This window comes from Allobosea lupini, assembly GCF_900109525.1.
In the GTDB taxonomy this organism is placed as follows: domain Bacteria; phylum Pseudomonadota; class Alphaproteobacteria; order Rhizobiales; family Beijerinckiaceae; genus Allobosea; species Allobosea lupini.
The window spans coordinates 63783-86632 of sequence record NZ_FOAN01000013.1; the positions used below are offsets into that span (position 1 = coordinate 63783).

The following is a 22850-nucleotide window of genomic DNA, read 5'->3' on the forward strand; positions in this document are numbered from 1 at the left end:
TTGTCGAATCCGGCCGACGCTACGGCAGCGCGAGATCGGGCGGCCGCGCTCAAGGGCCTGATACAGGCAGCTGTGAAATAGATCTCGATGCGTCCCGACGTTTCTTTTGCAACTCCGTTCTACCGCCTTCTGCGCATCGGCGCAGAACCAACTATCGGCGCATGCCCGCTGACTTGAGGCCCAACCGCGCTATAACCGGGCAAAGGTCTCAGCCGAGCCGGGAGGACATCATGCTCGCCAACGCGCCCCGCCCCTTCAATTTCGACCTCGGCGAGACCGCCGACGCGATCCGCGACACCGTCCATGCCTTCGCGCAGGAAAAGATCGCGCCGCGCGCCGAGGAGATAGACCGGACCAACCAGTTCCCGCGCGATCTCTGGCCGGAAATGGGCGCGCTCGGCCTGCACGGCATCACCGTTGCCGAGGAATATGGCGGTGCCGGCCTCGGCTATCTCGAGCATTGCGTCGCGATCGAGGAGGTCTCCAGAGCCTCGGCCTCGGTCGGCCTCAGCTACGGCGCCCATTCCAATCTCTGCGTCAACCAAATCGCCCGCAACGGCAACGACGCGCAGAAGAAGAAGTACCTGCCCAAGCTGATTTCGGGCGAGCATGTCGGCGCGCTCGCCATGTCCGAGCCGGGCTCGGGCTCCGACGTAGTCTCGATGAAGACCAGGGCGGTCAGGAAGGGCGACCGCTATGTCCTGACCGGCAACAAGATGTGGATCACCAACGGCCCGATCGCGGAGACCTTGGTGGTCTACGCCAAGACCGATCCGGAAGCCGGCCCGAAGGGCATCACCGCCTTCCTGATCGAGAAGGGAATGAAGGGTTTCTCGACCCATCAGAAGCTCGACAAGCTCGGCATGCGCGGCTCCGACACCTGCGAGCTCGTCTTCGAGGAGTGCGAGGTTCCCGAGGAGAACGTGCTCGGCTCGGTCGGCCGCGGCGTCAATGTGCTGATGAGCGGGCTCGACTATGAGCGCGTCGTGCTCTCGGCCGGCCCGCTCGGCATCATGCAGGCGGCGATGGACATCGTCCTGCCCTATATCCACGAGCGCAGGCAGTTCGGCCAGCCGATCGGCGAGTTCCAGCTGGTTCAGGGCAAGGTCGCCGACATGTATGTCGCGATGAACTCGTGCAAGGCCTATGTCTACGCCGTCGCTAAGGCCTGCGACCGCGCCGAGACCACCCGCGAGGACGCCGCCGGCGCCATCCTGATCGCCGCCGAGAAGGCGACGCAGCTCGCCCTCGACGCGATCCAGCTGCTCGGCGGCAACGGCTACATCAACGACTACCCGACCGGCCGCCTGCTGCGCGACGCCAAGCTCTACGAGATCGGCGCCGGCACCAGCGAGATCCGGCGCATGCTGATCGGGCGGGAATTGTTCAACAAGACGAAGTGAGGAGGCCTCTTCCTTCTCCCCTCGGGGGAGAAGGTGGCAGCGCGAAGCGCTGACGGATGAGGGAAGCAAGGCATAGACCTGTCCCGCCTCACCCGGTCGAACCGCCCTCATCCCCTGCCGGACCTTCTCCCCCGAGGGGAGAAGGAGGCCACTTCGGTGACCCGCACCAATGCCCCTCTACTTTGCCTATGGCGCCAATATGGATGTCGCCGCGATGCGCGAGCGCTGCCCGCGGTCGAAGCCGCTCGGCCTCGCCCGCCTGCCGCGCCATCGCTTCATCATCACCACGGACGGCTACGCTTCGGTGCTCCGCGATCCGCGCGAGAGCGTCCATGGCGTGCTCTGGGATTGCGCGCTCGGCGACATCCGCACGCTCGACAAGTTCGAGGAGCTGGCGAGCGGTCTCTACATCAAGATCAATCAGCCGGTCGTGGTCGAGGGCGGCGCCAAGCGCGCTCTGATCTATGTCGGGCGCAGCGCGCACATCGGAAAGCCCCGCCCCGGCTATCTCGAGAGCGTCATCGCCAGTGCCAGAAACTGGGCTTTGCCAGAGACTTACCTGACCGGCATGAATCGCTTTCTGAGCAAGCCGATGCAGGATGATAAGCCGCTGCCTCGCGATCTGGATGAGCCGCTGCCGGCCGGCCCGGTCGCCGGGGTGAGGCCGCGCGCGGCCGCGCCGAGCTCGGCGATCCGCGCCGCCAAGGCGTCGAAATAGTTCGACTTTCGAAAGATTGACGCAGGCGCATGCACGCCATGCGCGAGGCCCTCCGGACCGCGAAAATCGCGCTGGCCGCGACAGGCGGCAGGCGTCCGGACGCAAGTTCCGGGCTCCTTTCCCGAACTGTCTCGATGGAGGCCCCAATGAGCGGAATCGTCGGCTGGATCACCGGCAAGATCAAATGGCTGCTGCTGATCGCAGCGATCGGAGGGCCGGTTCTCGCCTTCTTCAGCTGGCAGGATGGCGAGCGCGTCAGGACGATCGCGGCCAAGGGCATCGAGGCGCAGGCTTCGGTCGAGGGCGCCACCCGGACCAAGCGCCGCCGCGGCGGCACCAGCTATTCAGTCGACCTCGCCTGGAAGGATGCTGCGGGCAAGGACCGCAGCGCCGAGAAGGTCTCGGTCTCGAACGAGTTCGCCAATCGCATCGTCAGGAACGACAAGCTCACGGTCGACACGCTGACGATCAAGTACCTGCCGGACGAGCCCGGCAAGGACGCCGTGATCATCGCCGACGATGCCGCCAGGCAGGCCGACCAGGACAGCGAGATGATCTATGTCGGCGCCGGAGCCGGCGCGATCGGCATCCTCGGCTCGGGGTTGTTCTTCCTGCTCGGGCGGCGGCGCTCGGAGGGTGAGGAGCAGGCCGCCTGATCGCAGCGACACCGACATGAAAAAGGGCCGCTCACACGGCCCTTTCCCTTGTTGCGAAGGCAGTGGCTCTACACCACCAGCCCCTTGGCCAGCTCGCTGACCTGCTTCTCGAACAGCGCCCGGTAGATGCCGCCGTCATGGCTCAGCAGCGCCTCATGCCGGCCCTCTTCCACGACCTTGCCGCGGTCGAAGACCAGGATGCGGTCCATGGCGCGCACCGTCGAGAGCCGGTGGGCGATGACGATGGTGGTGCGGCCTTCCATCAGCCGCTCCATCGCCTCCTGGATCAGCGCCTCCGATTCCGAATCGAGGCTCGAGGTCGCCTCGTCCAGGATCAGGATCGGCGCGTCGGCCAGGAAGGCGCGTGCCAGCGCCACCCTCTGCCGCTCGCCGCCCGAGAGCTTGACGCCGCGCTCGCCGACGAGCGTGCCGTAGCCCTTCGGCAGGCGCATGATGAACTCATGCGCGTTGGCGAGCTTCGCCGCCTGCTCGATCTGCGCCATGCTGGCGCCCGGCCGGCCATAGGCGATGTTCTCCGCCAGCGAGCGGTGGAACAGCACCGGCTCCTGCTGCACGATCGCGATCTGCGCTCGCAGGCTAGCCTGCGTCGCCGACGCGATGTCGCGCCCGTCGATGGCGATGCGACCGCCGGTCACGTCGTAGAGACGCTGCACCAGCTTGACGAAGGTGGTCTTGCCGGAGCCGGAGCGCCCGACCAGACCGACCTTCTCGCCCGCTTTGATCGTCAGCGAGAAATCGCGATAGAGCGGCTCGATGTGGCCTCCATAGTGGAAGGTCACCCGCTCGAAGGCGATCTCGCCGGCGGTCACGTCCATCGCCGTCGCGCCGGGACGATCCGGCACGCCGAAGGGCAGCGAATGCATCGCGACCAGCTCCTCCATGTCGTTCACCGAACGCTGGAGGTTATGCACGTGCTGGCCGACATCGCGCAGATAGCCATGCACAACGGCATAGCTGGTCAGCACGAAGGCGACGTCGCCGGGCGAGGCCTGGCCATTGGCCCAGAGCCAGATCACCAGGCCGATCACCGCGGCCCGCAGCGCCAGCAGGACGATCTGCTGCGCGGTTCCCGACCAAGTTCCACGCACCCAGGTCCGCCGCGTCCGCCCGGCCCACTTCGCCAGCACGCCGGTCAGGCGGCTGTCCTCGCGGGCCTCGGCGCCGAACGCCTTGACCACCGGGTTGCACGAGATCGAGTCGGCCAGCGCGCCGCCGAGCCTGGTGTCCCAGCTGTTGGCGAGCGTCGCCGCCGGCGCGACGAAGCGCAGCGACAGCAGGATCGTCACGGCGCAGTAGATCAGCGCGCCGGCCAGGACGACCGCGCCCATCGCCGGCCAGTGCCAGGCCAGCAGCACCGTCGTGCCGAGCAGCACGATCAAGGACGGCAGCAGCGCGATCACGATCGTGTCGGTCAGCAGGTCGAGCGCCCACATGCCGCGCGTGATCTTGCGCACTGTCGAGCCGGCAAAGTTGTTGGCGTGCCAGTCGGTCGAGAAGCGCTGCAGGCGCGCGAAAGCCTCGCGTGCCACGTCGCTCATGGTGCGCAGCGTCATCGCGGTGATGCCGATGAAGGACAGGTGCCGGAAGAACACCGTGCCCGCGCCGAGCGCGATCATCATCGCGAGCGCGACGAGCGCGGCCTGGAGCCCGCTCGCCTTCTCGCCGGCTACCGCATCGACCAGCCGCCCGGCGTAGAGCGGCATGAACAGGTCGGCGGCCGTCGCCGCCATCACGGTGAAGACCACGCCGGCGACGCGCCAGCGCTGGCGGCCCCAATGCGAAAATGTGAAGCCGAGAACGGCACGGAACGGCTCCTGCCGCTCCGTCTTGGGAGAAAGAGACATGAAAGCATCCGGTCCCGAGAGACCGGCTCCAAATTCAGGCGAAGCGCAGCAAAGGCCGCGGCTTCAGAAAACGTGTCTGGAAATGATGGCTCGGGCCGCCGAAGAGGCGGGCCTCGTGCTGATCCGACCTAGTGGAGGCGGGATCGCATGGCGGGAGCGACGATGGTTGCGAATTCCATTCAGCCCTCCCTTTCCTGAGTTGGAGCCAAGGCCGGCAAGATGCCTGATGCCCGCTTAGTGTGCAAGCTGCGTCCGATGCATGGGACGGTTGCAATGAGGACCGATCGGTCTTCGCATTGCGGTCATGATCTTGAATGACGCGCGGGCCGCGCGCGCGTCACCAGAACAGCGCCAGCAGCCTCATCCCGATCACCAGCAGGAACGCCGCGATGATCGTGCCGAGCACGCGCTGGCGCTTGCCCCGGTCGGGGAATTGCTTCGCCAGCAGGCGTCCGAGCGGCTTGCGGAAGAGAAAGCAGATGACAAGAAAAACGACGACGTAATGGGACAAGCGGCGCGCTCAGCCTTGCTTCGGCTCAGGCGCATCGAACGGAGCGCCGGCCTTCTTCCAGGCGCCGAAGCCGCCCTCGATGTGCGCGACCGGTTTCAGGCCCATATCCTGTGCCGTCTTGGCCGCCAGCGCCGAGCGCCAGCCGCCGGCGCAGAAGAAGACGAACTGCTTGTCCTCCTGGAAGACCGGCTTGGCATAGGGGCTGTCCGGATCGATCCAGAATTCCAGCATGCCGCGCGGGCAATGGAAGGCACCGGGCATGCGCCCTTCCCGCTCGAGCTCGCGCGGATCGCGCAGATCGACGAAGACGACATCGCCCCGCCCGACCAGGCCCTTCGCCTCGTCGACCGAGAGCGTCTTCACAGCAGCTTCCGCTTCGGCCAGCAGCGCCTTGTAGCCCTTGGTTATCGTCTGCGGCACGGCCGGCCCTCCCTTGCGAGGCCGGCAAAGTGGCGGCTGCGACGGCCGGCGTCAATCGACAGGCTTGCAGGTACGCGCTGGCCTCGCCAATCTGCCGGTCGGAGGGGCTCATGGCCGGATTCGGACCGCTCGACCTGATCGCGATCGCCTTCTTCGCCGCCGCCTGGGTCGGCTATCTCCTGGCCGTCGAAGTCGGCCCGCATGCGCGGCGCAGCCTCAACGCGCTGATGAACGAGCGCCGCGAGCGCTGGATCATGGAATCAGTCAGGCGTGAGAACCGGATCATCGACACGCAGGTGATGAACGGCCTGCAGAACGGCACCGCCTTCTTCGCATCGACCTCGCTGATCGCCATCGGCGGCTCGCTGACGCTGCTGCAATCGGCCGATCGCGTCGTCCAGATCTTCGCCGACCTGCCCTTCGCCACGCAGACAACGCGCACTGCCTGGGAGATCAAGGTCATCGGACTCGCGGTGATCTTCGCCTATGCCTTCTTCAAGTTCGGCTGGGCCTACCGTTTGTTCAACTACTGCGCCATCCTGATCGGTGCGATCCCGTCGCATACCGAGGCCGACAGACCCGAAACGATCGCGGCGGCGCGCGAGGCGGTGGCGATGAACGTCGCAGCCGGGCTGCACTTCAACCGCGGCCAACGCGCCTTCTTCTTTGCGCTCGCCTATCTCGGCTGGTTCATCTCGCCCTGGCTCTTCCTGATCGCGACGGCAGCGGTGCTGACGGTGATGTGGCGCCGGCAATTCGCCTCGGATTCGGCCGCAGCGGTCGGCGCGGGAAGCAAGGCCGCTTGACGAAGCTCTCCCGCCGGCCCAGCAAGCGGCATGACCAGACCGACAGATGAAGACCTCGCCGAGACCATCCTGCGCCTCGCGGCCGAACGCGGCGACGAGCGTACGCTCGGGCCGATGGACGTCGCCCGCGCCCTCGGCGGCGACCATCCCGATGGCTGGGGCCCGCTGATGCAGCCGATCCGCCGCGTCGCGGTGCAGCTGATGAAGGACGGCAGGCTGGTCATCACCCGAAAAGGCCGCCCGGTCGATCCCGACGATTTCCGCGGCGTCTATCGCCTGCGCCTGCCGGGACAAGAAGGGGCGGAGCAGGACTAGAGCGTGCCACGGCGGCCTGCTTGCATCGTGCCGCGGTGAGGCAACAAAAAAGGGCCGAGGAATGCCTCCGCCCTTTGCCACTATCATCGTCTAACGCACCCCGGGACTTGCGGCAAGCCCCCCTCCATGGACTAGCAACGCTGCCCTCGGCCTGATCCCCAGGCCGAAGGGAGTAGAAAAATGCGTGTACTGCTATCGACTTACGGCTCGCGGGGCGACGTCGAACCCATGGTTGCGCTGGCCGTTGAATTGCAGACGCTCGGCGTAGAGGCCATCGTTTCGGCCCCTCCGGACCAGGAATTCATCGACCTGCTGGCGCGCGCCGGCGTGCCCCTCGCACCGGCCTTCATGCCGATCCGCCAATGGGTAGCCGATCGGGCAAAGCCTCGGGCGGCCGCGGATTTCCATAGCCTGGCATCCGACATGATGGCTGCGCAGTTCGCCGCCATCTCCGAAGCGGCCGAAGGATGCGATGCGATCGTCGCGACCGGCCTGTTTCCGTCCGTAGGCGCTGCACGGTCTGTCGCCGAGCTCAGGGGCCTTGCCTATCGGCACGTCACCTTCTGCCCGTTCTTCCTGCCGTCGCATCACCATCGGCCGTTCTTCTATCCGGGCCATCCTCTGCCCGCGGGCGTGACCGACAACCGGGCGTTGTGGGACTTCAATGCCGGGACAGTGAATGCGCTGTTCGGCGAGGCGCTTACGACCCATCGCGTATCGGTGGGCCTGCCGCCCGTGGACAGCGCTCGCGATCTTGTTCTCGGCGAGCGGCCGCTGCTGGCCTCCGACCCGGTGCTATGGCCATGGCAGCCGACCGATCTTTGCGACGCTGTTCAGACCGGCGCCTGGATCCTGCCTGATCAGCGGCCGCTCTCCGCAGAACTGATGGCATTCCTCGAGGAGGGCGAACGTCCGATCTATGTGGGTTTCGGCAGCATGTCGCTACCATCCGTCAAGGAGGCTGCACAGGTCGCGACCGACGTCATCCGGGCGCAAGGGCGCCGCATCGTGATGCTTGGAGGCTGGGCAGGGCTCGCGCCCGGCGAAGATCGGGACGACTGCTTCTCCATCGCCGGCGACGTCAATCAGCAGGCGCTGTTTCCGCGCATGGCGGCCGTCGTGCACCATGGCGGCGCGGGCACGACGGTCGCGGCCGCCCGCGCCGGCGCGCCGCAGGTCATCGTCCCCCAGGTCGTAGATCAGCCCTGTTGGGCGGCCCGCGTGGTGGAACTGGGCATCGGCGCGGCCAATGACGGCTCGACGCCGACCCGCGAGTCCTTGTCCGCAGCGCTGGCCATCGCCCTTGCATCCGAGACTGGAGCACGGGCGTCCGCAGTGGCGCGCACGATCCGCACCGATGGAGCGCAAGTTGCCGCGAAGCTGCTGATCAAAGCGACGGGCCGGTAGTCACTGCACCGGACGATCCGGTCGGCAGGCGCCGTTCCTTATCGGGCGGCACCTGCTGGCCTCGGACCCGGAAACAGCGCATCGCTGTAGCCGGCGAGATAATAGGCGACGAGCCCGACCCATTCCTTGAAGGCGTCGTCGGCGATATCGAGACCGCGCGACGCCTTCCGGTAAGGCTGAACATAGTCTGCCGACGTGCCGGCCGAGAGGAAGTCGACCGGGAAGGCCTCGACCTGGAATCCTGCCTTGCGGAACACGCCCATGGCGCGCGGCATGTGCCAGGCCGAGGTCACCAGCAACCAGCGCTCGTCCGGCTTGGGATCGACCAGGCGGCGGGTGAACACCGCATTCTCCAGCGTGTTGCGCGACTTGTCCTCGAGGACGAGGCGGCTTTCCGGCAGGCCGAGCCCGAGGAACAGCAGGCGTGCCCCGTCGGCTTCGGTGCGCACGATCGGCGAGAGCAGGTTGCCGCCCCCTCCGGCGAAGACCAGCTTCGCCTCGGGATGGGCGCGGGCGAGCTCCACCGCCTTGGTCATCCGCGCCGCGGCATAGTTGAGCACGATGTCCTCGCGCGCCACGCCGATTGCGCCGCCGAGCACGATGATGCCGTCGACCTTGCCGGAGTTGATCGCCTGCTGCGGGAAACGATCCTCCAACGGCCTGACGACGATACGCGGCAATGGGCTGAAGGCGAGCAGACCGAGCACGACGACGCAGATCAGCCCGAGCCAGCGCCCCGGCCCGGAAAAGCGCGTGAAGGCGAGCAGGCTCGCCAGCACCAGCCCGAGAATGGCGAGATTCACCGGCGAGGCCAGGAACCAGAGGATCTTTGAGAGGGTGAAGAACATGGCTTTCTTGAACAGACCCGCCTCCCCTTACGCGCAGAAAGCTGACAGGCCGTTAGGAAACGGCTGAGGGCGGCGGGAGTTCGACAAGGGATCGCATTCACGTTGCGGTGAAGGCCGTGCGGCTCCAGCCGTCATTCTCGGGCGGAGCGAAGCGCAGGCCCGAGAATCTCAGGGCAAGACGACGCTGCCCAGCGCCCTATCCGGCCTGAGACGGTCGGCTCAAGGCAGACCATGACGCGATATTACCGGATGATCTGCGGCGGCTGCGCCGGCGGGCGGCGGGTCTGCCGTGCCGCCAGGCGCTCGATCTCCAGCGCCCGCTCCGCCACCTCGCGCAGTTCGCAGCCCGCCTGCAGCCCGGCCGAGCGCGCCGGCGGCTGCGAGGCGCCATAGAAGGCGCACTTCTGGACGGCGTAGCTCTGCCAGGCGAGTTGCAGCGCCGCGAACTGGCTGCGCGCCCCGGCATCGAGCGAGCGCTCCAAGGCCGTGCCCGCCAATGTCAGCCGCTCGCGCCAGACCGCCTTCTCACGCCTCGCGCAGGAGATCTCGGCCTGGGCGCGATCATTGACCGACGCGGCGCTGACGCAGGGCACCGCGACGAGGCCGATGCAGGCGGGACTGGCGGCAAGGCCCTGTCTGACGCAATTCGCCACCTGCATGCGATCGGCGGATTGCACCGGATTCGTCGGCACCTGCGCGAGCGCTGCCGCACAGGAAAATTGCGCCATCAGGACGGGAATGACGAGGAAACCGCGCATGGCGGCGATCATGACCGCCAAATCGGGCGGGTCAAGCGCGGGCTGCCGTCCTCACGTGATCGGCAACGGCATGGCGGGTCCCGCCGCCGGCCGTGCCGAAACCTGCGCATACCAGCGGCGGATATTGGGCCAGTCCTTCTGCGCCACCGGCATATGGAGCCAGCGATGCGCGCCGAGCGCCACAGCAATGTCGCCCATGCCGAAGCGCTCGTTGGCGACGTAGGACCGCCCCGCCAGATGCGCCTCCAGGATATCGAGCTTGGCTTCGGCCTTGGCGACCGAGGCCGCGATGGTCGCCTCGTCGGTATAGCCCCGCGTCTTGCGGATCAGCCCCCAGAAGGCCGGTGTCATCGACGGCTGCAATTCGGACAGCATCCAGTCCATCCAGCGATCGGCCTCGGCCCGCTTCGCCGGGTCCTCCTCCCAGATCCAGCCGGCGCCGTAGCGGGCCGCGAGATAGCGCACGATGCTGCTCGATTCCCAGATGATGATCTCGCCATCCTCGAGCGTCGGCACCTGGCCGTTCGGATTCTTGGCGAGATAGGCCGGCTCGTGATTGCCGCCGAACTGGCCGCCGACATCGATCCGCTCGAAGGGCTGGCCGACTTCGCCGGCGGCCCAGACCACTTTCTGCACATTGATGGAGCTGATCCGCCCCCAGATCGTCAGCATGGTCGCCACCTTCGCATGATAGGGCGGCGACAATCATCCGGCCGCCCCGCGAAGGCAAGCGCCTCAGGCGAATTCCATGATGACGGCGTCCACCGCCAGCGAATCGCCCTCCTTCGCCAGGATCTTGGCGATGGTGACGTCCTTCTCGGCGCGCAGCACGTTCTCCATCTTCATCGCCTCGACCATGGCGAGCGGCTCGCCCGCCTTGACCTCCTGCCCGACCGCAACGAGCAGTGCCTTGACCAGGCCGGGCATCGGGCAAAGCAGGAACTTGCCGGTGTCGGCAGCAACCTTCTCGGGCATCAGCGCGGCGAGTTCCGCCTCGCGCGGCGTGTAGACATGGGCGTTGGCATAGGCGCCGGCATGGCCGAGCGCGACGCCGTTCAGGATCGGCCGGACCTGCGCGGCGATCGAAACGCCGTCGATCGTGCCGCGCCAGACCGGCTCGCCCGGCCGCCAGTCGCTGGCGACCGTCAGGCTGCGCTCGGGAAAGGCGATCGTCACCGCCCCGCCTTGCTCCGTGGCTTCACCCTCGAAGCGCTCGCCGCCGAGCGAGACGATGCGGGTGCGTTCGAACTCGACCTTGCGCCAGCCCTCCATCTGCGCCGAGACGTGGCGCTTGCGGCTGTTCAGGCGATGGTCGCAGGCGATCGCGATCGCCGCCATGCGCAAGGCGATCTCGCCTTCCGGCTGCGGCAGCGAGAAGCCTTCCGGGAACTCCTCGGCGATGAAGCCGGTCGAGAGGTTGCCCGAGATCCAGCGCGGATGCTGCATCACCGCTGCGACGAAGGGGATGTTGTGCCGGATGCCGTCGATGGCGAAGGCATCGAGCGCCCGCGACTGCGCCTTGATCGCCGCCTCGCGCGTTGGGGCGTGCGTCACCAGCTTGGCGATCATCGGGTCGTAATAGATCGAGATCTCGCCGCCCTCGAACACGCCGGTGTCGTTGCGCACGGTGGCGTCGCCATCCGGCCCCTCGCTCGGTGGGCGATAGGTGACGAGCCGGCCGGTCGAGGGCAGGAAGTTGCGGGTCGGATCCTCGGCATAGACTCTGGATTCGACCGCCCAGCCGTTCAGCTTCACATCGGCCTGGCCGATGCCGAGCTTCTCGCCATAGGCGACGCGGATCATTTGCTCGACCAGGTCGATGCCGGTGATCATCTCGGTCACCGGATGCTCGACCTGGAGGCGCGTGTTCATCTCAAGGAAGTAGAAGGACCTGTCTTGGCCGGCGACGAACTCGACCGTGCCGGCGCTGTCGTAGTTCACGGCCTTGGCCAGCGCGACCGCCTGTTCGCCCATCTTGCGGCGGGTGGCTTCGTCGAGCAGCGGCGACGGCGCCTCCTCGAGCACCTTCTGGTTACGGCGCTGGATCGAGCATTCGCGCTCGCCGAGATAGATGACGTTGCCGTGCTTGTCGCCCAGCACCTGGATCTCGATATGGCGGGGATCGACGATGAACTTCTCGACGAAGACGCGGTCGTCGCCGAAGGAGGACGCCGCCTCCGATTTGGCGCGGGCGAAGCCTTCCGCCACCTCGCCGGCCGAATGGGCGATGCGCATGCCCTTGCCGCCGCCGCCGGCCGAGGCCTTGATCATCACGGGATAGCCGATCTCGTCGGCGATCTTCACGGCGTGCTCGGGGTTCTCGATCACGCCGAGATAGCCTGGAACCGTCGAGACCTCGGCGGCAGCTGCCGCCTTCTTCGATTCGATCTTGTCGCCCATCGCAGCGATGGCGCCCGGATTGGGGCCGATGAAGACGATGCCGTTCTCCTTCAGCGCTTTCGCGAAGGCCTCGCGCTCGGAGAGGAAGCCGTAGCCAGGATGCACGGCCTGCGCCCCCGTCTGCTTGCAGGCGGCGATGATCTTGTCGATCTGGAGATAGGATTCGGCAGCGGGAGCTGCGCCGATATGCACGGCCTCGTCGGCCATCTCGACATGCAAGGCATCGCGGTCGGCGTCAGAATAGACCGCAACCGTCGCGATCCCCATCCGCTTTGCCGTCTTGATGACGCGGCAGGCGATCTCGCCACGGTTCGCGATCAGGATCTTCGAGAACATGCGTGGCGTCCCCCCGGCCCGGAGCTTTGATTGTGCAGTGCGGGCTTTACGGGAGGCAAGCGCATCCGTCCACTGATGCGAAAGTTTTGCAACGTGCGCAAACGCCCGGCGGCGGCCGGGCGCTAGAGCACGCTCCGATCAGCTTGCACCGCAAGCTGATCGGAAAAGCGTTCTCCATTTTAAAGTGAGAGACGGATTCACCGACCAGATTGATCCAATCTGGTCGGATCCGGCTCTTGTGCTCAATCAGTCAATCGATCTCAGCTCGCCAGGATCACGCGCTGGGCGATCGGGGCGGTGGAAATCCGGGCATCGGCCTTGCGCAGGGCAAAGCTGACCAGGGCCTCGTCGCAGGACTCGGCTTCGCGGACGACCTCGAAGGCGATCTTCTGCGCCAGAGGCGTCGGACCGTCGCCGGCCGAGAGCGTCGTTACCAGCCAATGCGCCTTGTCGCGGTCGATCCGGCCGGTCGGGCGGCTCTCCCAGACCGAGAAGTCGACGCAGAAGGCCAGCAATACATCGGCGAAGAGCGGCGACTTGTCGGCGACGGCACGGTCGAGCGCCACCAGCACATCGATGATGTCACGGGTCAGGACGACCTCGTGCAAGATTTCACGCTGAAGAATTCGGACGTCTTCATCGTCGATCACGCGCCTGTCCATCACGTGATCGACGAATTCGCGAAGTTCGTGGCCAATCATCGTTCAACCCCTGTCCGACGTTGTTTCGTGTCGGTTTGTCCCTGTCGTGTGAAGACGATGCGACCAGGCCAGTCAGCAGGTGGTTAACACGCAAATCTGAACGCCTGTTCAGGTTAAACGGTCCTGAGTCAGCGTGGTTGCGAGGATATTACTGCCCCACCTGGACCGCGTGCCGGCAAGCGGTTTTCCGGACTGCGTTTGGCGCATTGGACGCGGCGAAGCATGGCACTCTACCGTGCCGCAGGATCAGAACTCGGGCAGGCGGCGCGACCATGGCTTCTTCCGACACGCTGGCTGTGGTCTTCGCGCATATCGAGGCGAACGGCAGCACCTTCCTCGATCGCCTGCTCGCCTATCTGCGTCACTCCAGCATCAGCGCGCAGAATATCGGCATCGCCGAGGTCGGCGCACTGCTGGTCGAGATCCTGGCGAAGATCGGGCTGGAGACCAGCCTGGTACCGACCGACGGGCACCCGATGGTGGTCGCCCGCTGGCAGAAGGCGCCTGGCAAGCCGACGGTGCTGCTCTACGGCCATTACGACGTGCAGCCGCCGGACCCGCTCGACAAATGGCTCTCGCCGCCCTTCGAGCCGACGATCCGCGACGGCCGGATCTATGCGCGCGGCGTCGGCGACAACAAGGGCCAGCACTTCGCCCAGATCCTCGCGATCGAATCCCATCTTGCGGTGCACGGCACCCTGCCCTGCAACGTCATCCTGCTGCTGGAGGGCGAGGAGGAGATCGGCAGCCCGAACATCGCCGGCTTCGTCGAGGCCAACAGGGCGATGCTCAGGGCCGATCTCGCCGTCACCGCCGACGGGCCGCGCCATGCCAGCGGCGCGGCCGCGATCAAGTTCGGCTCGCGCGGCGTCATCTCTTTCGAATTGCGCTGCCGGCATGCCGTCCGCGACGTGCATTCCGGCAATTTCGGCGGCGTCGTGCCGAACCCGATCTGGACGCTGGTGCATCTGCTCGGCACCATGAAGAATGCCGAAGGCGAGATCACGATTCCCGGGCTGCACGACGACATCGAAGCGCCGACAACCGAGGAACTCGCCGCGATAGACGCCCTGCCGCTCGACATCGAGGCGGTGAAGCACAGCCTGGGCCTGACCAGGCTCGACGCGCCGGCCGATCGGCCCTTCTACGAGCGCCTCTGCTTCCGGCCGACCCTGACCATCAACGGCTTCCATGGCGGCTATGGCGGCCCCGGCTCCAAGACGGTGCTGCCCAACGAAGCCATGGTGAAATGCGACATCCGCCTGGTCGAGGCGCAGGACCCTGAGGACATCCTGCGCAAGGTCGCCGCGCATGTGACGCAGCATGCGCCGGAGGTCGAGTTCATCGCCGCCGATGCCGGCATGCAGCCCTCGAAGACACCGATCGCCTCGCCCTTCACCGCGCCTTTGCGCCGAGCCTTCGTCGCGGCGCAGGGCGTCGAGCCGCTGCTGATCCCGGCCGGCTTCGGCAGCCTGCCCGGCTACGTCTTCACCAAGATCCTCGGCATTCCCGCCTTCGTCACGCCCTATGCCAATCCGGACGAGGCGAACCACGCGCCGAACGAGAATCTGACGCTTGACTGCTTCTATAGCGGGCTGCGCACCGGCGCGGCGCTGCTGTACGAACTCGGCCAGCTCGAAGCGCCCTGAACGCCTGCCAGGGCCACTCGCCCTCAGGCCGGCTCGGTCACCGTCAGCCCGTCGACGATCCCCGTCAGCTCGGCGCAAGCTTCGATCACATGCCGCGCGCCGGCCGCCCGCAGCGCCGCGACCGGCTGGAAGCCCCAGGAGACCGCGACCGGGGTCACACCAGCCGCCACCGCCATCTGCATGTCGAAGGTGCTGTCGCCGACCATGAGCGTCCGCTCTGGCCTGGCTCCGGTTTCGGCCATCGCCCGCAGGATCATCTCCGGATGCGGCTTCGAGATCGCATCATCAGCAGTCTGGATCGTCTTGAACAGGTCGCCCCAGGCATGGCGCTCGACGATGTAGTCGGCGCCGCGGCGTGATTTGCCGGTGGCGATGCCGAGCACGGTGGCAGGCCGCCGAGACAGCCCCGCCAGCAGCTCGACCACACCGGGGAAGAGCGGCTCGGCCAGGGCTGGGTCGGTCTCCGCCCGCTGCCGCATGCCGTTGAAGACCTCGCGGTAGGTCTGCGTCAGCACATCGTCCGGCTCGGTGAGCCCGGCGACTCGCATCAGCGCGATGTCGAGGGTCAATCCGATGACGCCGAGCCCGGCCTCGCGGCCCGGGTGCGGTCGGCCACAGCGCGCAAAGGTCTCGTATTGCGCGCCGAGGATGATCGCCTCGGAATTGACCAGCGTGCCGTCGAGATCGAAGATGATGAGGTCCATGTGCCGCGCTCTACAGGAGTTGGCGGCAGCCCGCCATCTCCGCCGGCGCAAGGCCCTCATGCCGTCATGGCCTCACCCTTGCGGGTTGCGGCCGCATTCGGCGATGGCAGCCTTCAGGGCCTCGCCGTCGAGCCCCTTGCCGCGTGCCTCCTTGCGGCATTCGGCCCGCTGGGCGAGGTCCGGCCGCTTGCCGTTGAAGCAGGCGACCAGCGCCGCCGTCCGTTCGGCCCCTTTGAGCCCGGTCGCATCGGCCTCCTGCTTGCAGACGGCCCGCGCCGTCACGGCTGTCGGCTTGCCGTCGCGCGTCAGGCCATCGCTGGCATAGAGCTTCACGCCGGGAAAACGCTCCTGCATGCACTCGCGCATGGCGCGGCGCAGGTCGTCGCCTGACAGCGCGACGTTCTCGGCATAGCAGTCGCGTCGCGCCTCGGCCCGGGCGGCACGCGGCACCGGCTCGTCAGGCGCCGCAGCAGCCGGTTTCGGGGCGACTGGGGCCGGCTGTGACTGGGCGAAGCCGGCGGAGGAGAACGACAGAACGAAGCCGGCGGCAAGCAAGGCGATGCGCAACATGGAAAGCCTCCCGTGACAAAGGGTTCACAGGAACAAACTTAGAACATATCGCGTTTTGTTCGACAAGTGTTCTCACGCAAGGTTACGCAACTTTTTCGTGCAGACCTCACTCGTCCGGCGCATCGACGATCGGGTCGTAGGGCGCATCCTCGAAGCCGAGCAGGTTCCAGCTCTGGCGCATATGCGGCGGCAGCGGCGCGCTGACGTCGATCGTGCCCTTGCCGCGCGGATGCGGCAGCACAATGCGCCGGGCGAGCAGATGCAGCTTGTTCTGGATGCCGCCGGGCAGCTCCCAGTTCTGGATGTTGAAGTATTTGGGATCACCGACGATCGGATGGCCGATATGGGCGGCGTGGGCGCGCAATTGGTGGGTGCGTCCGGTCACCGGCTTGAGCGAGAGCCAGGCGAGCTTCTGCGCCGCGGTCTCGACCACGGCGTAATAGGTCACCGCATGCATCGCGCCGTCGTCGCCATGCTGGGCGACGGCCATGCGCTGGTCGCCGTCATAAGCCTCTTCGCGGGCGAGATAGGTCGAGATCCGGCCCTGGCGCACACGCGGCACGCCGGCGACCAGCGCCCAGTAGACCTTGCGGGCCGAGCGCGAGCGGAAGGTCTTGGCCAAAGTCGCCGCGGCGAAGCGCGACTTGGCGATGACGAGGCAGCCGGCCGTATCCTTGTCGAGGCGATGGACGAGGCGCGGCTTCTGCCCGTCCTTGCCGGTCAGGGCATCGAGCATGCCGTCGACATGCCTCGTCGTGCCGGAGCCGCCTTGCACAGCCAGGCCCGCCGGCTTGTTGAGGACGATGACGTCGTCGTCCTCGTAGAGCGTGATCGAGCGCAGGAAGCCGATCGTGTCGCCATCGGCCTTGGCCGAGCGCGGCCGCTCCGCCGCCTGCTCGAGCTTGAGCGGTGGGATGCGCACGGTCTGGCCGGCTTCGAGCCGGTCCTTGCTGTCGGCGCGCTTGCCGTTGACGCGCAGTTCGCCCTTCCGGACGATGCGCTGGATATGGCTGAAGGAGAGCTGCGGAAAACGCGCTTCGAGGAAGCGGTCGATCCGCATCTCGTTCTCGTCCGGCGTCACTACGAGCTGCTGCACGCCGGTCGCGAGCACCTCAGCAGTCACGGCCTTGACCTCGGCGCGCGTCGGCGCATCCGTGATCGGCGGCTTGCGCATCGCGGGCGTGCGCGGTGCTGGCGTGCGCGGAGCTGCGGCCCTCGGCGCGGGATGATGTGGCTTCGGGTTGCGCGTCGGTTCGGTACGCACGACCTCGTCCTCCGCCGGCCGCGGCCTGGCTCGGGCCGAACGGCGCGCGTCATGGCTCGGGCGCTTGCCTTTCGGCGCGCCTGAGGCAGGCGGCCTGCCGCCACGCTTGGGACCGTTGCCGCGTGGAGGACCGCTCGGTCCCTTGCCCCCGGTTCTCATGATAGCCCCCTGACCAGAGCGAGCCCCGCGACCAGCGCCATGAGCGAGAGGACGACCGAGCACAGCACGTAGAATGCGGCCAGCATCATCTCGCCGCGCTCCCAGAGCAGCACCGCGTCGAGCGAAAAGGCCGAGAAGGTCGTGAAGCCGCCCAAAATGCCGGTGGCGAGGAAGAGCCGGGCATTCTGCGTCCAGCCCTCGCCCGCCTTGAAGGCGAGGAAACCGGCGACCAGGCCCATCACCCCGGAGCCGATGATGTTGATGGCCATCGTCCCATACGGGAACGACATGCCGAGCCATTTCAGCGAGACGATGTTGACGCCGTGCCGGAGCACGCCGCCGATGCCGGCGCCGAGGAAGACGAGAGCGGTGGAAAGCATTCCCGAGGCATAGAGCGCCGCGTCATCGCGCACAAACGAAATCCGCTGCAATCCGGTGGTCTGCGATCGCCAGCAGGCCGCTTTCATCGAGGATGCCGTACGCTACCTCCTCGGAACGATTGACTTGCCGCCTCCCCGCCCGGCAGAAAAGTCGAGACGCAAGGGGTGGTCGTCGCGCCGATGGCATGCGGTTCCGAACCGGGAGGCGAGCGTATCGGCGCGGCTTGGCGCGCGATCTTGCCTGCCGGCCTCGGCCTCGCCCTCCTCTCGCAGACCGCCCTCGCCGCGCCGCTGCGCCTGCCGTCCCGCCCGGCGCAGGCGCCAAGCTTCGCTCGCGCCTGCACGATCGCGCCTCCCGAAATCCAGCCGCTTTTCACCGGCGGGCCGGCCAAGCCCGCGGATTCGAGCGAGGAGGCGGACGACGACAGCGACGACGATGATAACGATGAGGAGGACGAAGACCCGCCGGAGCGCGGCCTCGTCCTGCCGGGGTCGGCCACTTGCCTTGCCATCTCCGGCACTGTCAGCGCCGGCATGCAGCGCGATTCCTTCCGCGCCTCGCGCAACGGCCCACCGGCCCCACCGGCCGCGACCTCCTTCCCCCTGAGCGCCGCTTTCCGCATCGCGACCTCGCATGAGCTCGCATCGGGCCTGCGCGTCGGCACGGCCTTCAGCTTCACTCTGTACAGCCCGGTCGACGGCGCCAGCGATCCTTCGATCGACGAGGCGACCATTCTGGTCGGCCCCTGGACCTTCGGCCTCGATGCCTCGCGTTTCTCGTTCTGGACCGGCGACGAGTTCATCTTCTCGGCGCGCGTACCCTCGCGCACCGTCGGCATCATCGCGCTGGAACTGCCGCTGACCGAGAGCTGGACGGCCACGCTGGCCCTCGAAGATCCCGCGCTCGGCAACACCGCCTCGAGCGCACCGGTCCCGACCGGGCGGCGCATACCGGACACAATCGGCCGCCTCGTTTACGAGCAGGACGGCTGGACCGTTCATGGCGCGCTCGCCTTGCGCGAGATCCCCGGCACGCCCGCGCGCTTCGGCCGGGCCGGCATCGTCGGCGCGACCTATGAAGGCGAGGCGCTGGGCCATGGCTGGAGCCTGACCGCCCAGCTCGCCGGCGCGATAGACGGGGCGCCCTATCTCGGCTCGGTGCTCGACGCCCGCACCGTCAACCGCGTGCTGGTGGCGAGCGATGCCACGCGCGGCTTTTCCGGCGTCGTCTCCGGCCGCTTCGAATGGACCGACGAGCTCGCCAGCAACGCCTATCTCAGCCGCTACTGGCTGGAAGTGCCGCTCGCCGGCCAGATCCGCGGCGAGGTCAGGATCGACCGCTTCGCCGCCAATCTGGTGTGGACGCCGGTCGAGGGTTTCAAGGCCGGCATCGAGAGCTCGGTCGCCTGGGCGAAGATCGCACTGACAGGCCGCGAGATCCCGGTTGGACTGGCCGGGCGACAAATCTCCACGCAGGTGTTCATCGAGCGGAGTTTTTAGAAGCAGTTGCTTTTACAGAGCTGCCCACGCCGTCGTGCTCCCCCTTGTGGCGAGCATCGACGTCCTGGACACCGCGCCGTCCGAAGGAAGACGTGGATGGTCGGGACAAGCTCGACCATGGCGGAGAATAGCTGGCATTCTTCGGCAGAAGAGCGCCCTACTCCCCCCGCTCCTGCCGGAGCTTCTCCCAGTATTCCAGCCGCTTCCTGATCTCGCGCTCGAAGCCGCGCTCGGGCGGATCGTAGAAGCGCTGCCGGCCGAGTGCGTCCGGCCAGTAGTTCTGGCCGGAGAAGGCGTCGGGGGCGTCGTGGTCATAGGCGTAGTCCGCTCCGTAGCCCTCTTCCTTCATCAGCTTGGTCGGGGCGTTCAGGATCGTCTTGGGCGGCGTCAGCGAGCCCGCCTGCTTGGCGGTGCGCATCGCCGCCTTGTAGGCGACATAGGCCGCGTTCGATTTCGGCGCGGTGGCGAGATAGATCACCGTATTGGCCAAAGCGAGCTCGCCCTCGGGCGAGCCGAGCTGCTCGTAGGTCTCGGCGGCGGCGCGGGCATGCACCAGCGCCTGCGGGTCGGCGAGGCCGATATCCTCGACCGCCATGCGCACAAGCCGCCGCGCCAGGAAGCGCGGGTCCTCGCCGGCATCGAGCATGCGGGCGAAGTAATAGAGCGCGGCGTCCGGATCGGAGCCGCGGATCGTCTTGTGCAGGGCCGAGATCAGATTGTAGTGGCCATCCTGCGCCTTGTCGTAGATCGGCGCGCGGCGCTGGATAACCTCGGAAAGGCCGGCCTCGTCGAAGATCTCGCCCGGCTTGGCGGCGCGCCAGGTCTCTTCCGCCAGCGTCAGCACCGCCCGCCCGTCGCCATCGGCGAAGCGCGCCAGCGCGAGCCGCGCCTCCGGCGTCAGCGGCAATTCGCGATTCTCCAGCGCCTCGGCCCGGCCGAGCAGGAAGAGCAGTGGGCCCTCGTCGAGCGCCTTGAAGGTCAGGACGCGGGCGCGCGACAGCAGCGCGGCGTTCAAGGCGAAGGACGGGTTCTCGGTGGTGGCGCCGACCAGCGTGATCGTGCCGTCCTCCATCACCGGCAGGAAGGCGTCCTGCTGGGCCCGGTTGAAGCGGTGGATCTCGTCGACGAACAGCAAGGTGCCCTTGCCGCCGAGCCGGCGGCCGCGGGCGGCGTCGAAGGCTTTCTTCAGATCGGCTACGCCTGAGAAGATCGCGCTGATCTGCTCGAAGCCGAGATCGGTCTGCCCCGCGAGCAGGCGCGCCACGGTGGTCTTGCCGGTGCCGGGCGGCCCCCAGAAGATCAGGCTACCGAGCGAGCCCGAGGCGATCAGCCGGGTCAGCACGCCGTCCTCGCCGGTCAGGTGATCCTGGCCGGAGACCTCCCCGAGCGTCGTCGGCCGCACCCGGTCCGCGAGCGGGCGCGGACCGGATTTGTCGAGGCCGGAGGCGGAGAAGAGGTCGGTCACCTCACCCGCCGAACACGGACGTCACGGTCTGACCGCCGCGCGAGATCGTCACCTCCCAGGAGCGCTTGCGCTCGCGCGTCGCCAGCTCGATCTCGCGCGAGGCATTGATGCGCTCGCCATTGATGGCGAGGATGAGATCGCCCTTCTGGAAGCCGACGCGCGCGGCCGGGCTGCCTTCCTCGATATTGCCGACGACGACGCCCTCGGTCGAGAGGTCGATCGAGAGCTCTTCGGCGACCGCCGGCGACAGGTTCAGCACGGTGAGCCCCGTGAAGGGCGAGCGGCCGCCGACCTTGACCGGCTCGCGCGGGCGCGTCTCCGGCGCCGGCGTCAGCTTGACGGGAATGGTGATGCGCTTGCCGCCGCGGAGCACGGTGAGCTGCGTCGTGCCGCCGATCGGACGGGTCGCGAAGCGATAGCCGAAGCTCTCGGGATCGTCGACGCCGACGCCGTCGACGGCGAGGATCACGTCCGAGCGCTTGAGGCCGCCTTCGGCCGCGGGCCCGGAATCGACCACGCTGGCGACCACGGAGCCGGCCGGCCGGTCGAGCCCGAGCCCGTCGGCGACGTCCTGGGTCAGCGCCTGCAACCGCGCCCCGAACCAGGCCCGGCGAACCGTCGTCGCCCCCGTCTTGGCGCTGTCGACGACGACGCGGACCATGGCCGAGGGAATGGCGAAGCCGATACCGACGCTGCCGCCCGATTTCGAGAAGATCGCGGTATTGATGCCGGTGAGCCGGCCCTGCATGTCAACGAGCGCGCCGCCGGAATTGCCGGGGTTGATCGCGGCGTCGGTCTGGATGAAGGACTGGGCGTCGCCGACGCCGACCTGGGTGCGCGCCAGCGCCGAGATGATGCCCTGCGTCACCGTCTGGCCGACACCGAAGGGATTACCGATCGCCAGCACGAGATCGCCGATCTGCAGCGCATCGGAATCGCCGACCTCGATCGCCGCAAGCTCCTTGGCGCCCTTGAGTTTGAGCACGGCGAGATCGGTGCGCGGATCGCGCAGCAGGATCGTCGCCTCGTATTCGCGCTTGTCGGCCAGCGCCACCTTGACCTCGGTCATCCCCTCGATGACGTGGTTGTTGGTGACGACGAGCCCCGCTCCGGCATCGACGATGACGCCCGAGCCGAGCGAGCGCTGCACCTGCTCGCGCGGCAGGCCGAAACCGCCATCACCGAAGAAGCGGCGGAAGAACGGGTCGTCCATGAACGGGTTCTGCGGCCGCCGCTCGACACGCGCGCCATAGACGTTGACGACCGAAGGCGCGGTCTTCTGCACGACCGGCGCGAAGGACAGCGTGATCTGCTGCCGCGCCTCCGGCACTTGCCGGGCCTGGGCGAGGGCCAGCGTTGAGGCGCCCGCGGACAGTGCAAGGCCGAGGGTCAGAGCGACGAGCTGACTGCGGTTCGGCACGATGGAACGGCGCATGCCGATCTCCTTCTTGAAACAAAACGACTGCCCCGGGCGTTCGTTTCCCGAACTATCCCTCCACGGCAGCAGCCCGGATAGTCTGCGAAACACGCGCTGCGTGCTTCCGTTCCGGGTCGCGAAACCCCTCATCTCACCCCCGGAAGGAATGTCGACGTGAGCCTCGTGCGCCTTGTTTATGCCAGCCGGAGCCGACTCGTCGAGGCGGATCGACGTGTCGAGCTCGCGCGCATTCTCGAGACGGCGCGGCGACACAATGCGCAAAGGCATCTCACAGGTTTCCTGATGGCGACACCGGGTGGATTCGCCCAGGTCCTCGAAGGCGAGGCCGGGTCTATCGCGGAAACCTATGGCCGGATCATGGTCGATCCGCGCCATGGCGATCTGCGCCTGCTGGCGCAGGATGCGATCGCTCACAGGCAGTTCGCCGGCTGGGCGATGGCCCTTGCCGAGCGTAACGAGACGACTGCGTTCATCTTCGGGCTCTATGGCGTCTCTCCCGACGCCGAGATCTTCGAGCAGCCGCTGGACGTTCTGCTCGACCTCGCCACAGAACTCGCCAGCGCCCGGGCCTGAAAGC

The 22850-nt window shown here is 67.3% G+C and carries 23 protein-coding genes; 9 read left to right on the forward strand and 14 right to left on the reverse strand.

Features of this window, described 5'->3' with window-relative positions:
* Nucleotides 1–230 precede the first annotated feature (230 nt).
* The 3 genes from BMZ21_RS27000 to BMZ21_RS27010 all read left to right on the forward strand — a co-directional run bounded on the left by BMZ21_RS27000 (nt 231) and on the right by BMZ21_RS27010 (nt 2777).
* Nucleotides 231–1403, forward strand: coding sequence for an isovaleryl-CoA dehydrogenase (locus tag BMZ21_RS27000; RefSeq protein WP_091842161.1), 1173 nt, complete (start codon nt 231–233; stop codon nt 1401–1403).
* A gap of 169 nt (nt 1404–1572) precedes the next feature.
* Nucleotides 1573–2121, forward strand: a complete 549-nt coding sequence (locus tag BMZ21_RS27005) for a gamma-glutamylcyclotransferase family protein (protein WP_091842163.1) — start codon at nt 1573–1575, stop codon at nt 2119–2121.
* Nucleotides 2122–2267: 146 nt separating this feature from the next.
* Complete coding sequence (locus BMZ21_RS27010; protein ID WP_091842166.1) at nt 2268–2777, forward strand: DUF3592 domain-containing protein; 510 nt, start codon at nt 2268–2270, stop codon at nt 2775–2777.
* A 68-nt stretch (nt 2778–2845) separates the two neighbouring features.
* Here BMZ21_RS27010 and BMZ21_RS27015 read toward each other — a convergent pair whose 3' ends face one another.
* From BMZ21_RS27015 to BMZ21_RS27020, 3 genes are all read right to left on the reverse strand, one after another.
* On the reverse strand, nt 2846–4642 hold the full coding sequence (locus BMZ21_RS27015; protein WP_091842168.1) for an ABC transporter ATP-binding protein: 1797 nt from the start codon (nt 4640–4642) through the stop codon (nt 2846–2848).
* 337 nt (nt 4643–4979) lie between these two features.
* Complete coding sequence (locus tag BMZ21_RS30500; RefSeq protein ID WP_158673441.1) at nt 4980–5153, reverse strand: hypothetical protein; 174 nt, start codon at nt 5151–5153, stop codon at nt 4980–4982.
* A 9-nt stretch (nt 5154–5162) separates the two neighbouring features.
* A complete protein-coding gene (locus tag BMZ21_RS27020; protein WP_091842171.1) occupies nt 5163–5573 on the reverse strand; it encodes a rhodanese-like domain-containing protein in 411 nt (136 codons plus the stop codon).
* Between the two features lie 110 nt (nt 5574–5683).
* Here BMZ21_RS27020 and BMZ21_RS27025 point away from each other — a divergent pair, with 110 nt between their 5' ends.
* From BMZ21_RS27025 to BMZ21_RS27035, 3 genes are all read left to right on the forward strand, one after another.
* On the forward strand, nt 5684–6379 hold the full coding sequence (locus BMZ21_RS27025; RefSeq protein ID WP_091842174.1) for a DUF599 domain-containing protein: 696 nt from the start codon (nt 5684–5686) through the stop codon (nt 6377–6379).
* Nucleotides 6380–6409: 30 nt separating this feature from the next.
* Entirely contained in the window at nt 6410–6694 is a 285-nt protein-coding gene (locus BMZ21_RS27030; protein ID WP_091842177.1) for a DUF3253 domain-containing protein, read from the forward strand.
* Between the two features lie 180 nt (nt 6695–6874).
* Nucleotides 6875–8101, forward strand: a complete 1227-nt coding sequence (locus tag BMZ21_RS27035; RefSeq protein WP_091842179.1) for a glycosyltransferase — start codon at nt 6875–6877, stop codon at nt 8099–8101.
* 38 nt (nt 8102–8139) lie between these two features.
* On the opposite strand, the gene BMZ21_RS27040 is transcribed toward BMZ21_RS27035, so the two are convergent.
* The 5 genes from BMZ21_RS27040 to BMZ21_RS30505 form a co-directional block, all read right to left on the reverse strand.
* Entirely contained in the window at nt 8140–8949 is an 810-nt protein-coding gene (locus BMZ21_RS27040) for a YdcF family protein (RefSeq protein ID WP_091842181.1), read from the reverse strand.
* A 242-nt stretch (nt 8950–9191) separates the two neighbouring features.
* Complete coding sequence (locus BMZ21_RS27045) at nt 9192–9707, reverse strand: lysozyme inhibitor LprI family protein (RefSeq protein WP_167561775.1); 516 nt, start codon at nt 9705–9707, stop codon at nt 9192–9194.
* A 51-nt stretch (nt 9708–9758) separates the two neighbouring features.
* The gene (locus BMZ21_RS27050; protein ID WP_091842299.1) at nt 9759–10379 is read right to left on the reverse strand and encodes a glutathione S-transferase family protein; all 621 of its coding nucleotides are present in this window, start codon (nt 10377–10379) and stop codon (nt 9759–9761) included.
* 63 nt (nt 10380–10442) lie between these two features.
* Entirely contained in the window at nt 10443–12443 is a 2001-nt protein-coding gene (locus tag BMZ21_RS27055) for an acetyl-CoA carboxylase biotin carboxylase subunit (protein ID WP_091842187.1), read from the reverse strand.
* Between the two features lie 260 nt (nt 12444–12703).
* Complete coding sequence (locus BMZ21_RS30505) at nt 12704–13144, reverse strand: hypothetical protein (RefSeq protein ID WP_091842189.1); 441 nt, start codon at nt 13142–13144, stop codon at nt 12704–12706.
* A gap of 272 nt (nt 13145–13416) precedes the next feature.
* On the opposite strand from BMZ21_RS30505, the gene BMZ21_RS27065 reads away from it, so the two are divergent.
* The gene (locus BMZ21_RS27065) at nt 13417–14793 is read left to right on the forward strand and encodes a M20/M25/M40 family metallo-hydrolase (RefSeq protein ID WP_091842192.1); all 1377 of its coding nucleotides are present in this window, start codon (nt 13417–13419) and stop codon (nt 14791–14793) included.
* A gap of 23 nt (nt 14794–14816) precedes the next feature.
* Here the strand turns inward: BMZ21_RS27065 and BMZ21_RS27070 are convergent, their stop codons facing one another.
* The 4 genes from BMZ21_RS27070 to crcB all read right to left on the reverse strand — a co-directional run bounded on the left by BMZ21_RS27070 (nt 14817) and on the right by crcB (nt 17870).
* The gene (locus BMZ21_RS27070) at nt 14817–15497 is read right to left on the reverse strand and encodes an HAD-IA family hydrolase (RefSeq protein ID WP_091842194.1); all 681 of its coding nucleotides are present in this window, start codon (nt 15495–15497) and stop codon (nt 14817–14819) included.
* A 72-nt stretch (nt 15498–15569) separates the two neighbouring features.
* A complete protein-coding gene (locus BMZ21_RS27075; protein WP_091842197.1) occupies nt 15570–16067 on the reverse strand; it encodes a hypothetical protein in 498 nt (165 codons plus the stop codon).
* A 106-nt stretch (nt 16068–16173) separates the two neighbouring features.
* Nucleotides 16174–17490: an RluA family pseudouridine synthase gene (locus BMZ21_RS27080; protein ID WP_091842199.1), complete on the reverse strand. Its 1317-nt coding sequence runs from the start codon at nt 17488–17490 to the stop codon at nt 16174–16176.
* Nucleotides 17487–17870, reverse strand: a complete 384-nt coding sequence (crcB, locus tag BMZ21_RS27085; protein ID WP_091842301.1) for a fluoride efflux transporter CrcB — start codon at nt 17868–17870, stop codon at nt 17487–17489. Before crcB ends, BMZ21_RS27080 begins: the two co-directional genes overlap by 4 nt.
* A gap of 237 nt (nt 17871–18107) precedes the next feature.
* Here crcB and BMZ21_RS27090 point away from each other — a divergent pair, with 237 nt between their 5' ends.
* Nucleotides 18108–19370, forward strand: a complete 1263-nt coding sequence (locus BMZ21_RS27090) for a hypothetical protein (RefSeq protein ID WP_143079823.1) — start codon at nt 18108–18110, stop codon at nt 19368–19370.
* A gap of 157 nt (nt 19371–19527) precedes the next feature.
* Here the strand turns inward: BMZ21_RS27090 and BMZ21_RS27095 are convergent, their stop codons facing one another.
* Nucleotides 19528–20835, reverse strand: coding sequence for a replication-associated recombination protein A (locus tag BMZ21_RS27095; protein ID WP_091842204.1), 1308 nt, complete (start codon nt 20833–20835; stop codon nt 19528–19530).
* Nucleotide 20836: 1 nt separating this feature from the next.
* A complete protein-coding gene (locus tag BMZ21_RS27100; RefSeq protein ID WP_091842207.1) occupies nt 20837–22270 on the reverse strand; it encodes a DegQ family serine endoprotease in 1434 nt (477 codons plus the stop codon).
* Between the two features lie 156 nt (nt 22271–22426).
* Here BMZ21_RS27100 and BMZ21_RS27105 point away from each other — a divergent pair, with 156 nt between their 5' ends.
* Nucleotides 22427–22846 (forward strand): BLUF domain-containing protein, encoded by a 420-nt coding sequence (locus BMZ21_RS27105; RefSeq protein ID WP_158673445.1) that lies wholly within the window; start codon nt 22427–22429, stop codon nt 22844–22846.
* The last annotated feature ends 4 nt before the right edge of the window (nt 22847–22850 follow it).